At 70.6% G+C, this 7,977-nt stretch carries 6 protein-coding genes; 3 read left to right on the plus strand and 3 right to left on the minus strand.

The genetic code is table 11. The annotated features are described in order from the left end of the window. Window positions 1-271 precede the first annotated feature (271 nt). Window positions 272-1,624, plus strand: coding sequence for a threonine--tRNA ligase (thrS, locus tag ELR45_RS06810; protein WP_129664551.1), 1,353 nt, complete (start codon window positions 272-274; stop codon window positions 1,622-1,624). Window positions 1,625-1,658: 34 nt separating this feature from the next. Here thrS and ELR45_RS06815 read toward each other — a convergent pair whose 3' ends face one another. From ELR45_RS06815 to ELR45_RS06825, 3 genes are all read right to left on the minus strand, one after another. Continuing rightward, window positions 1,659-1,937 (minus strand): hypothetical protein, encoded by a 279-nt coding sequence (locus ELR45_RS06815; protein ID WP_129664553.1) that lies wholly within the window; start codon window positions 1,935-1,937, stop codon window positions 1,659-1,661. 75 nt (window positions 1,938-2,012) lie between these two features. After that, window positions 2,013-3,617, minus strand: coding sequence for a cobyric acid synthase (locus tag ELR45_RS06820; protein WP_129664555.1), 1,605 nt, complete (start codon window positions 3,615-3,617; stop codon window positions 2,013-2,015). Then, on the minus strand, window positions 3,614-4,666 hold the full coding sequence (locus ELR45_RS06825; RefSeq protein WP_129664557.1) for a cobalamin biosynthesis protein: 1,053 nt from the start codon (window positions 4,664-4,666) through the stop codon (window positions 3,614-3,616). Before ELR45_RS06825 ends, ELR45_RS06820 begins: the two co-directional genes overlap by 4 nt. 354 nt (window positions 4,667-5,020) lie before the next feature. Here ELR45_RS06825 and cobT point away from each other — a divergent pair, with 354 nt between their 5' ends. After that, a complete protein-coding gene (cobT, locus tag ELR45_RS06830) occupies window positions 5,021-6,922 on the plus strand; it encodes a nicotinate-nucleotide--dimethylbenzimidazole phosphoribosyltransferase (protein WP_205856160.1) in 1,902 nt (633 codons plus the stop codon). Window positions 6,923-7,427: 505 nt separating this feature from the next. Further along, the coding region (locus ELR45_RS06835) for an adenosylcobinamide-GDP ribazoletransferase (protein WP_205856161.1) at window positions 7,428-7,977 on the plus strand (550 nt) is incomplete at its 3' end.

The following is a 7,977-nucleotide window of genomic DNA, read 5'->3' on the forward strand; positions in this document are numbered from 1 at the left end:
CCAGGCGGCTCTGTCGTCGGCAGGACGACGGAGCTCGCGTCACTGCGCTGAGGGGCGCTGCGGAAAAGGAGATGCGTGCGAAACCCGGCGGCGGTACGGTCGACAATGTGGCACGCCTTCATCATCTGACGACGACGCCGGGCACCGTGACCCGGCGAGCCGCGGCGTGACCTGACACATCTGATCACCCACGAGCCCTGGGGCCACAGCCCCGAGGGTCGTCCGTCGTGGGTAGGTCCCTGGGCTCCGTATCCACCAAGGAGCCCATCACATGCCCATCGAACAAGCGGCACACAACGCGGCTGAGGAATACGCGTCCGATCTATACGACCCTGATCAGCACGCCCCGGATCCGCAAGACCCAGATCCCAGCAGGCCGGACCACCGCGAGCTGGGCCGCTCACTTGACCTGTTCGCGTCCCACCCCGATGTCGGGGCCGGCCTGCCCCTCTGGCTCCCGAACGGTGCCGTCGTCCGGGCCGAGCTGGAGAAGTTCGCCGCAGAGGAAGCGCGGCGCGCCGGCTGCCAGCGGATCTACACCCCGGTTCTGGCCAAGCGCTCGCTGTTCGAACGGTCCGGCCACTGGGGGAAGTTCGCCGAGGACATGTTCCCGCCGATGCGGGTGGGTAACGAGGAGTTCGTCCTCCGGCCGGCCAACTGCCCGCATCACGCCCTGGTCTACGGTTCGCGTCAGCGCAGCTACCGGGACCTGCCTGTGCGGCTGTCCGAGCTCGCGCCGATGTTCCGCAGCGAGTTGTCCGGCGTGCTCGGCGGCCTGTCCCGGGTGCGCCAGATCAACCTCGATGACGCGCACGTGTTCTGCGCACCGGACCAGATCGCCGGCGAGGTGGAAGCCGCGCTACGCCAGATCCAGTACGCGTGTCAGGTGCTCGGCATCGAGGTCGACCACCTACGGCTGTCTCGGCGCGACGACAGCGGGAAATACCTCGGTGACGCGGCGCTGTGGGAGCGGTCGGAAGACATGCTCCGCGACGCGCTGGCGGCCGCCGGCGCCGAGTATGTCGAAGCACCGGGCGAAGCAGCCTTCTACGGCCCGAAGGTGGATGTGCAGGTCGTCGATCCGGCCGGGCGCGAGCAGACCCTGTCGACCGTCCAGCTGGACTTCAACCAACCCGCGCGGTTCGATCTGCGGTATGTCGGCGCGGACGGCGAGAACCATCAGCCAGTGATGATCCACCGGGGCATCATGTCGGCGATGGAACGGCTCGTCGCTCATCTGGTCGAGCTGTACGGCGGCGTGTTCCCGGTGTGGCTGGCGCCGGTGCAGCTGGCCGTCGTCCCGGTCGGAGAGTCACATGAGGCGGCTGCCGCCGAGATTCGCGACGACGCCTCGGACGCCGGCCTGCGAGCCGAGGTGCACGGCGCTGAGGCCACCGTTGCGCAGCGGATCCGCCGGCTCCGGGAGCGGCACGTGCCGTATGTAGCCGTGCTCGGCGACCGCGAGGTGGACGCCGGACAGGTGGCGCTGCGGCTGCGCGACGGCCGGCAGCTTCGCTCCGTCGGCGTGGAGTCCGCGTTGCGCGAGATCCGTCGCGTGTACGGCGAGCGGGCATTGGATCTCGGCTTCGACACCGGCGACTACCAGCCCGGGCAGTTCGGATGACGAGGAGCGGCTGGCCGGGACCGGACGAAGCGGGCTAGGCGTCGCGGCAAGCAGCGGCCAGCTCTCGGAAGTCGGACTCCTCCAGGGCTGTCTGCACCGTGTCGACCGCCGCCGACGCCGTCGGCCAGTCGCTCTCGATGGCGGCGGCGACCCGCTCCCCGGCGGTGAGCGCGCCGGCGCATGGCTCGGGCAGCGAGGTCGCATTGCGTCCGACCAGGAGGCCAATCAGGAATCCGGCCAGAATGCTCAGCAGTGCCGTCATCGCGGTCAGGAGCAGCGAGCGATGCCGGGCTGTACGGTCCGGAGTGTCCATGGCGACCTCGTTCCTTCGCCGAACGATGACCAGGTATTACCAGTCTCCTCGCGCCGCGTGTGCCTGTGTACTCGTTCACGCCAATGAGGGTGAGATGACCGGAAGGCCGGTCGGAGTGCCGTTCTCGACGATGCGGAGCAGCGCGGCGGTGTCGAGATGCTCAGCGACGGCGTCGGCGAGCCGGTCCAGCATCCGTTCCCGCTGCTCGGCGAACCCGGGGGCCGCCGTCGGTCGCCAGTCGTTCTCGGTGCCCTCTGCAACCTCGGTCAGCCAGGCGCGGCGGAACCCGTCGTTTTCGAACGCGCCGTGCCAGGTCGTCCCCCAGACGGCGCCGGATCGGCATCCATCCAGGAACCGCTCAGAACGTCCTGCGGATTGAGCGTCATCGCCCTCACTCTGCAGGACGTCCGGCTCCGGTCCCTGAGTCAAAGCGGCGACGCCGTGGTGGATCTCGTAGGCGAGAACGTCGTGGCCGCGCCAGGTCCCGTGTGGGCGGCCGAGCTTCTTGTCCGCCCCGAATGTGACCTCGGTCGGGAGCAGCCCGAGCCCCGCCACGGTCCGCCCAGACTCGATCGGGTCGACGATGCGCTCGGCCAGCATCTGGTAGCCGCCGCAGATGCCCAAAACCGGGCGCCCGGCCCGGGCTCGGGCGACGACGGCGGCGTCGAGCCCCCGCCCGCGCATCCACTCGAGATCGGACACGGTGGCCCGGCTGCCAGGAAGGACGACCAGGTCTGCGACGGCGACCACGTCGGGGTCGGCGGTCAGGGTCACGGAGACACCGGGCTCACAAGCCAAGGCATCGACGTCGGTGGCATTGGAGACCCGCGGGAACCGCACCACGGCTACCGAGAGCGTCCATCGGCCACCACTGCGTCCTGCCTCTTGCGGCTCAGGGGCCCCGGAGTGCTGGACATTGTGATCGGTCCAGCCGCCGACGGCGAGCGCGTCCTCGGAGTCTATCCAGACCCCGTCCAGCCACGGCAGTACGCCGAACACCGGTCGGCCGGTCAGCTCGGTGATCCGGTCCAATCCAGGACGCAGCACGTCGACGTCGCCGCGGAACTTGTTGACGACGAACCCGGCCAGGAGTTTCTGGTCCTCCGCGTCGAGCAGCGCCAGCGTCCCGTACATGGCGGCCAGCGAGCCGCCCCGGTCCACGTCGGCGACCACGACCGCGGGCAGCTGCGCACGTCGGGCCAGGCCCATGTTGACGTAGTCGCCCGCGCGGAGGTTGATCTCGGCCGGGCTGCCGGCGCCTTCGCAGACGACGGCGTCGAACCGACCCCGTAGCTCGGCAAGCGTGTCGAACGCGGCATCGGCCAGCACCTGCCGGCCGGTGGCGTACTGACCGGCGCGCAGCGTCCCGTACGGCTGTCCCCGGAGCACGATGTGCGAGGTCCGGTCACTGCCGGGTTTGAGCAGTACCGGGTTCATCGCGGCTTCCGGCGTGACGCCTGCCGCCATCGCCTGCACCCACTGCGCCCGACCGATCTCCGACCCGTCCGGGCACACCATCGAGTTGTTCGACATGTTCTGCGCCTTGAACGGCGCGACTCGGACGCCTTGGCGGGCCAGCCAGCGGCAGATGCCGGCGGTCACCAGGCTCTTGCCCGCGTCCGATGTCGTACCGGCCACCAGCAAGCCACCCCCGCGTGCGTTCCGCTCCGCGCCGGTCATCGTCCGGTCCCGTCGTGACGCCGGGCGAACGCTCCGACGACGGCACGGCCGATGACGGCACGGCCGACGGCGACGGTGGCCAGGGTTCCGACCTGTACGGCGCGCGAGAGGCGCACCGCCCGGGGGATGTCCTCGACGGTCACCGGCGGGCCGGAGCCCAGCAGCGGACGCTCGTCGACGCCGTACGGGTACACCGTCCGGCCTCCGAGCCGGCGACCCAGCGCGCCAGCGAAGGCGGCCTCGACCACGCCCGCGTTCGGGCTGGGGTGCCGGCGCGCGTCATCACGCCACGCGCGCAGGGCGTCGGACGGGCGGCCGCCGACGAGCGGCGCGGACACGGCGGCCAGCAGCCCGGCCAGCCGGGCGGGCAGGAGGTTCGCTGCGTCGTCCAACCGCGCCGATGACCAGCCGAAGTTGCGGTAGCGCTCGCTCTTGTGGCCGACCATCGCGTCCAGCGTGTTCGCCGCCCGGTAGCCGACGAGGCCCGGAAGGCCGGCGACGGCACCCCACACCAGCGGGGCGACGACGGCGTCGGAGGTGTTCTCCGCCACCGACTCGACCGTCGCCCGGGCCAGTCCGTCGGCATCGAGCGACGAGGGATCGCGACCGCACAGATGGGGCAGCCTGTCCCGGGCTGCGTCCAGGTCGCCGTCGGCCAGCGAACGGCCCAGCAGCTCGGCTTCCCTCGTCAGGCTCCTCCCGCCGAGCACCGCCCAGGTCGCGGCGCCGACCGTCGTCGCGCGGATCAGGGGTTTCGGCGCGATCCTGACGAGCTGGCGGGGTGGGCGATCGACGAGCGGGACGGTCGAGCCGTCGGCGAGGGGTCGCTTACTCACGGCCCTATCGAAGCGGGCGGCCGCGAGGACCGGGACACCGGTCGCAACCGTCGTGTACAGGACTCCGCGCACTTTGGAATCCGCCCACCAGCGTCGTTCCAGGCGGCCGGCAGCCTGTCCGAAACCCGCGACCGGATGGCCGCGCCGCGGGTCGCCGATGAGCGCGTCGGCGATCGCGCCGGCGACCAGACCCGCCGTCGTCGTCCAGCTCACCGTGCTTTCATCCGCAGCCGGTAGATGGGGTTTTGGGGTGGGGTGGCCGGATATGGCATTGTTCCATCTTGGTAGGCACCGTCGTCTTGACTCCGTGCGGGGTCCAGAAAGCGTGCTTGCTGAGGTCTCTCACGTTCGGGGAAAGCCGGTCCGAGTCCGGCGCTGTCCCGCAACCGTAGTCCACCTTCGCTGGTGGTGAGCCGGAGTGCCCGGCGTGAGAGCGGCTCGAATGCTCGTCGAGGACTGCGGGTGGGCCGGGAAACGAGTCGCGCACTGCCGGCAACCTTTCCCGTCTTGGCCAGAAGGTCCGCCTTAGGCGGAAGGTCCGTCTTGGTCGAAAGGGGAGTGATGTCGGTGGAGAAGATCCTTGTGTTGGGCGGCGCACGTTCGGGGAAGTCGACGTTCGCCGAGAACTGGGTGCGCGCACTGGCCGATCCTGGGCCCGTCATCTACGTGGCTACGTCGCGGCCGATGCCCGGCGACGGCGAGTGGGCTGACCGCGTCCGGCGACATCAGGAACGGCGGCCGTCATCCTGGCAGACCCGGGAGACCACGGATCTGGCCGCAGTGCTCCGCGACACGACCGGCACCGTGATCATCGACTGCCTGACGCTGTGGCTGACGGCGATACTCGACGACGTCGGCGCGTGGGACGAGGACGACGGCCAGGGCCGCGTGCCACCCCAACCGACGAGGCCCTCGACCGAGCACGGGAGGGGCCCCACGGCACGGACATCGACCGCGTCCGGGATCGCGAAGAGAAGCGGGCATATCGACGTCTCGTCGGCCCTGGACGATGCCGTCGCCGAGCTGGTGGACGCGTGGCGGTCATCGTCGGCGAGGGTCGTCGCCGTCAGCAACGAGGTCGGCTGGAGCATCGTGCCGGCGACGTCGTCCGGGCGACTCTTCCGTGACCTGCTCGGAACGGTGAACCAGCGGCTGTCGGCGGAGGCGGACCGCGTCGTGCTGTGCGTCGCCGGCCGCACACTCGATCTCCCTGATCCACCCGTGCCGGGCGACGCGGGTGAAAGGGGGAAGATCACAGAAGGCCAGGTCGCCACCGCGTCTGGGGATGTGTCACCGCTTCCTGCTGAGAACGCGCCTGCGCGGCGTGCGACAGCAGAGTCTGCGGGATCGTCGAGTGGGACGATCCGCCGCGGGCCGGAGCCGGGAGTTCCGGCCGAAGTCGACCGTGAGATCGAGCAATATGCGCGCGAGATGGTCGATGGCTTGGCCAAGCCGATCGGCTCGCTTGGAAGGCTGGAGGAGATCGGAGTCTGGCTCGCCGGCCGGCAGGGCGTCTGCCCGCCGCGTTCACCGGCCCGGGCGGCCGTGACAGTCATCGCGGGTGACCACGGCGTGGCGGCGGAGACCTCGGCGTACCCACCGGCCGTGACCGGTGCGATGGTCCGCACCGTCCACACGGAACGCGCGGCGATCAACGCGCTGGCCGCGGCGCACGGTGCGACGGTCCGAGTCCGTGACCTCGGCGTCGACGCGGACCTGGACGATCTGTCTCGTACGGTCGGGAAGCACAAGATCTGCCGGGGAACCGGGCGGATCGATACCGAGGACGCGCTGAGCATCGACCAGGCGCGGGCCGCGATCGCTGCTGGCCGGGCGCTTGTCGCGGAAGAGCTGAGCAGCTACGGGGCCCATACGCGCGGGGACGGCGGCGCGTCGGACGGTGTCCAACGGACACAGCAGCCGGCGGAACTGCTCGTCGTCGGAGACCTCGGGATCGGGAACACCACGGTCGCCGCGACTCTCATCGGAGTGATCGCCGGGCTTGAGGCGGAGAAGGTCACCGGTCGTGGAACCGGCGTCGACGACGCAGGGCTGGCCCGGAAGACAGCGGTGGTGGCGGCGGCGATCGAGCGGGCGCGCCCGGTGCGTGACGACCCGGAAGCGTTGCTGGCAACCGTCGGCGGTGCCGACTTCGGCGCCATGGCCGGGTTCCTTGCAGGCGCCGCCGAGCACGGCATACCGGTGCTGCTCGATGGCGTCGTGGTGACTGCGGCGGCACTGGTCGCTGAACTGCTCACACCCGGTGCGGCTGCCTGGTGGCTGGCCGGGCATCGGTCCGTGGAGCCGGCGCACGACGCGGCACTCGACCATCTCGGCCTGGAGCCGATCGTCGATCTGCGGATGCGTCTCGGTGAGGGTACGGGCGCGCTCGCCGCACTTCCGACGCTGCAGTCGGCGGTGGCGATTTACACCAGGATGGCAGCCCTCGCCGACCTCGACCTCGGCTGAGTCACGGCACGCACCGGCCCTGGCAGGCAGGGGTTCTGCCAGGGCACGAAGGCTCGGGCTGCTGGAGCGCGTGACCTAGGGGCGCCTCGTAAGCGCCGTGATATCACCCGTTTCGGGTGAGGACCGAAGGCGCCCATGAGCGCATCCTCGATGTAGGCGCTACACCCCTTCGCGCCGCCAGTCGGTCCCCTCCGCCATCTGTCCGTGTGGTGGAGGGGGTCGCACCTGCGGCGCGGCGGCCGTCCGGTTGGAGCGAAGCGATACCTCACCTGAGACGGGTGATGTGCGGGCGCGGCCATCAAGGCGACGGTGGGGGTGTGCGCCACGGGGGAGCGCACTCTCCTGCCTGGGCGACACCGTGCGCGGAGGCAGATTGGTGATCGGCTCGCGGAGACCGGTCCGGCTGTATCGATCCCGGCCGGTTTCCGACGGCCGTATTCGACGAGACGCTTGCTCCGCAGGGCGCCCGGCTACGGTGGGTCCGTGCGATGGACGAGCATTTCTGATGAGTGACCAGTGGCGGCTGGCGCTCGGGACGCTGACAACCGTCCCAGTACGGGCGCCCTCAGAGGTGACGCGGCGTACGGCGGGGGTCGCCATGCTGCTGGCGCCGATGGCCGGGCTGCTGCTCGCGGTACCAGCGGGATTCGTTCTTTGGGCCTCGCTGTCCCTGGGCCTCGGCTCAGTGGTGGCGGCGGTGCTGGCCATCGCCGCATTGCGCCTCGGCGACCGTGCGCTGCACCTGGACGGGCTGGCCGATACGGCTGACGGCTTGGCCGCCTCGTACGACCGGGAGCGTGCCCTGGCGGTGATGCGGACCGGCGACACCGGTCCGGCCGGGGCGACGGCACTGGTGCTGGTTCTCCTGGTCCAGGTCGGCGCCGCTGCCAGGTTGTCGGATGTGATTATCGGCGCGGAGTCGGCGGGTGGTGATGTGGGTGCCCTGGACAGTGGGCCGGTCGTCGCGGCGGTGAGCGTGATGGGCTGCGTCGTCGTCTCACGGGCGATGTTGGCCGTGGCATGCCTGCGCGGCGTGCCCTCCGCCCGCCCGGACG

Origin of the sequence: Phytoactinopolyspora endophytica (genome assembly GCF_004138495.1) — a bacterium.
Taxonomy (GTDB): Bacteria; Actinomycetota; Actinomycetes; order Jiangellales; family Jiangellaceae; genus Phytoactinopolyspora; species Phytoactinopolyspora endophytica.